This is a genomic window from Candidatus Palibaumannia cicadellinicola (assembly GCF_002855795.1).
GTDB lineage: Bacteria > Pseudomonadota > Gammaproteobacteria > Enterobacterales > Enterobacteriaceae > Baumannia > Baumannia cicadellinicola_C.
This window is the reverse complement of sequence record NZ_NJPO01000060.1, coordinates 1-2924: the sequence shown is the minus strand read 5'-3', so window position 1 is coordinate 2924 and position 2924 is coordinate 1. Positions and strand designations below refer to the sequence as shown.

At 33.8% G+C, this 2924-nt stretch carries 3 protein-coding genes; all 3 read left to right on the top strand.

Annotated features, from left to right (window positions below; genetic code table 11):
• Positions 1-1163: Fe-S cluster assembly protein SufD (gene sufD / locus CEX73_RS01210; protein WP_101626795.1), on the top strand; the 1163-nt coding region annotated here is incomplete at its 5' end.
• On the top strand, positions 1160-2383 hold the full coding sequence (gene sufS / locus CEX73_RS01205) for a cysteine desulfurase SufS (protein WP_101626794.1): 1224 nt from the start codon (positions 1160-1162) through the stop codon (positions 2381-2383). The genes sufD and sufS, both read left to right, overlap by 4 nt.
• Before the next feature lie 42 nt (positions 2384-2425).
• Positions 2426-2842 (top strand): cysteine desulfuration protein SufE, encoded by a 417-nt coding sequence (gene sufE / locus CEX73_RS01200; protein WP_101626793.1) that lies wholly within the window; start codon positions 2426-2428, stop codon positions 2840-2842.
• Positions 2843-2924 lie beyond the last annotated feature (82 nt).

Genomic DNA, 2924 nt, shown 5'->3' with positions numbered 1-2924 from the left:
AACATGAATCATGGAAACAAATACCGTTAGATAGTTTACTAGCATATAGTTTTACTAATTCTTTAAATAATAATATTACTCCTAATGAATGCAATAGTCTTAGTCTTACTTTTGATGCATACCGATTAGTATTCATTGATGGTCGTTTTATACCGAACTTAAGTGATCAAAATACTGGTAACTGGCAAGTAAAAGTAGAACAAGGTACAAAACGTCAGTCACTACCAGTGCCGATATATTCAGAATTTTTTCTACATCTTACTGAAAGTTTAAGTCGCGAAATAACTAGTATCCGACTAGCTGCTAGTGAAATAGCACAAAAACCATTATATCTACTACATATCAGTCAAGCGAATGAAAATAAAAATAAGCTGAATATACTACATTATCGACATCATATTCAGATAGAACATGATGCACAAGGCCAAGTAATTGAACATTTTGTGAGCCTAGCTCAACAACATCACTTAGCACATTTTAGTAGCGCACGTATGACAATTGACATACGTGATCATGCGTATCTTAGTCATCTAAAACTAGCATGTGAAAAAAGTCTTTGTTACCATTTTGCTCATAATGATATTACCGTAGGTAACCATGCTGTTGTACGTGATAATACTTTTCTTTTAGGTTCTAGTATGACACAACACCAAACAAGTGTGCAATTAAACGGCGAAGCATCAGATATTTTAATAAAAAGCTTATTATTATCCGCTAACCAAGATATTAACGAGATTTGTACTTACCTAGAGCATAATGAACAAAACTGTTTAAGTCATCAGCTACATAAAGTAATTGCTTTTGATGGTAGTAAAGGAGTATTTAATGGAAAGCTTAAAGTAGCTAAGCATGCGTTGAAAACAAATGGAAAAATGGTTAACAATAACTTATTATTAGGTAACTTAGCAGAAGTATATAGTAAACCACAGTTAGAAATATATACTGATGACGTTAAATGTAGTCATGGTGCAACTGTTGGTTATATTGATGCTGATCAAATTTTTTATTTACGTTCGCGAGGTTTTACTTATAAGGATGCACAGAAAACGATAATTTTTGCTTTTGCTGCCGATATTATTGATACTAGTGTTAATAAAACTATACAGGAGATTGTACTTTCCCGTATTACAGAAATCTTTAAAAAAAATAGAGTTACCTTATGATCTATCCCATTGATCAAATTAGGTCTGATTTTCCCATATTAGCCATGCAGATAAATGGTCAATCATTGACTTATCTAGATAGCGCTGCAAGTGCCCAAAAACCACATTCAGTCATTGACTGTGAAAGTAATTACTATCGCAAAGAATATGCAGCAGTACACCGTGGCATTCATACACTTAGTAATAATGCTACTATGCGTATGGAAAACATTCGTGCTAAAATTGCTCATTTTATTAATGCTGCTTCAGCAAAAGAGATAGTTTTCGTCAAAGGGGCTACTGAAGGTATTAATCTAGTAGCGAATAGTTGGGGAAGACATAAGCTAAAACCAAACGATAATATCGTCATTACTGAAATGGAGCACCATGCTAATATTGTGCCCTGGCAAATACTGGCGCAAGAAAAACAACTGTCTTTACGTTTTATCCCATTACAACCAGACGGCACATTAAACATTGACTTAATACCTTTACTTATCGATGAGTATACCAAATTAGTATCTTTAACTCATATTTCTAATGTTTTAGGTACTGTGAATCCACTATCGTCTATTATTACTCAAGTGCGTACTATTAGTAATGCACTAGTTCTAGTAGATGGGGCGCAGAGCGTAATGCATCATCAAGTTAATGTTCAAGCACTTGATTGTGATTTTTATGTGTTTTCTAGTCATAAAATTTATGGACCTTCCGGTATTGGTATTTTATATGGAAAAAAAACGCTACTAGATACTATGCCACCTTGGGAAGGAGGTGGTTCTATGATCCAAAAAGTTAGTCTAAGCGAAGGTACAACTTTCGCTGAAGCCCCATGGCGTTTTGAAGCTGGATCTCCTAATACAGCTGGTATTATAGGTTTAGGTGCAGCTATTGATTATGTTCAGCAAATTGGACTAGATAATATTGAAATTTGGGAGAGAGATCTAATGCATTATGCGTTAACTGCGCTAGAGCAAGTGCCTGATTTAATTATTTATGGTCTCAACCAGCGGACCGGAGTAATAGCTTTTAATTTAGGAAAACATCATGCTTACGATGTAGGTAGTTTTCTTGACAGGTTTGGTGTAGCGATCCGCACTGGTCATCAATGCGCTATGCCACTGATGACTTATTTTAATGTTCCTAGTATGTGCCGTGCTTCACTAGCTATGTATACTCTTAGAGAAGATATTGATTGCTTAGTTAGCGCTTTAGTACGCGTGCAGCGTCTTCTAAGTTAAGAAGAAATAATTAATTAAACCAAAAATGAGTAAAAATAAATCATGACAAATCTTCCTGATAAAGAAAAATTGCTACGCAATTTTTCTCGTTGTCGTAATTGGGAAGAAAAATATTTGTATATAATAGATTTAGGTAAACGCTTACGACCTCTACCGTTAGGTACACGTACAACAGATTATCTAATCTCAGGATGTCAAAGTCAGGTATGGATTGTAATGGCCACTGATAATAACGGTCATGTTCAATTGTATGGTGATAGTGATGCTGCAATTATTAAAGGACTCATCGCAACATTATTTATTATCTATAATGGGTTAACATTATCAGAGATAATAAGATTAGATATTAGTCAATTTTTTAATAAATTATCTTTAATCCAGCATCTTACTTCTTATCGTTCACAAGGATTAGAAGCTATGGTGCTAGCGATACGTACTCAGGCAAAATATTTACAATAAAAGTTTATTATTATACTGTTTATATATTTTATATAGCGACTATTTTATATTAAAATGTTATCAATCTTGTTAACTACTTTAG

Bases quoted from the DNA above. Each gene is read 5' to 3' on its own strand.
- sufS (WP_101626794.1), top strand. From the start codon at position 1,160: ATGATCTATCCCATTGATCAAATTAGGTCTGATTTTCCCATATTAGCC.
- sufE (WP_101626793.1), top strand. From the start codon at position 2,426: ATGACAAATCTTCCTGATAAAGAAAAATTGCTACGCAATTTTTCTCGT.